The sequence below is a fragment of the Hymenobacter negativus genome, assembly GCF_017571495.1.
In the GTDB taxonomy this organism is placed as follows: domain Bacteria; phylum Bacteroidota; class Bacteroidia; order Cytophagales; family Hymenobacteraceae; genus Hymenobacter; species Hymenobacter negativus.
This window is the reverse complement of the sequence record NZ_JAGETZ010000038.1, coordinates 1-654: the sequence shown is the minus strand read 5'-3', so window position 1 is coordinate 654 and position 654 is coordinate 1. Positions and strand designations below refer to the sequence as shown.

Annotated in this window: 1 protein-coding gene; it reads left to right on the top strand. The window is 74.0% G+C overall.

The features are described 5' to 3' along the window. The coding region (locus J4E00_RS29310; protein WP_208178914.1) for a hypothetical protein at positions 1-654 on the top strand (654 nt) is incomplete at both ends.

Sequence of the window (654 nt, the reverse complement as noted above, 5' to 3'; positions counted from 1 at the left end):
GCCCCGTACGTGTGGCAGCGCCAGACGGCCTTCCCCGCCGCCGACGGCACGGCCTACCTGCAGGTGCCCAACCGCGTCATCCCCGCCGGCGGCACCACCACCCTCATCACCCCCAACATCAACCTCAGCGGCCTGACCGGCCCGGCCACCCTGCGCTTCGCCCGCGCCTACGCCCTGCGCGCGGCCGCCGACAACGCCCAACTGCGCATCTCCTTCAGCAGCGACTGCGGCACGACCTGGTCCTCGCCCGCCACCCTCTCGGCCGCCGACCTCTCCACCCAGGGCCTGACGCCCATCGACGGCTTCGTGCCCGCCTCCCCGGCCAGCTGGCAGGACGCCAGCGTCGCCATCCCGGCCCAGTTCCAGGGCAGCGGCCTGTTCAAGGTCCGCCTGCAGCTGGTCAACGGCTCCACCCCGGGCAACACCTTCTTCTTCGACAACCTGCGCCTCAGCACCCCGCTGGCCACCCGCGCCGAGGCCCTGGCCCAGCACGGCATCGCCCTCTACCCCAACCCGCTCACCCGCGAAACCGCCCTGCACCTGGCCCTGCCCGCCGCCACGCGCGTGCAGCTCAGCCTCTGCGACGCGCTGGGCCGGACCGTGCTGGCCCTGCCGGCCAAAACCTACCCGGCCGGCCCCCAGGCCATCGCCCTG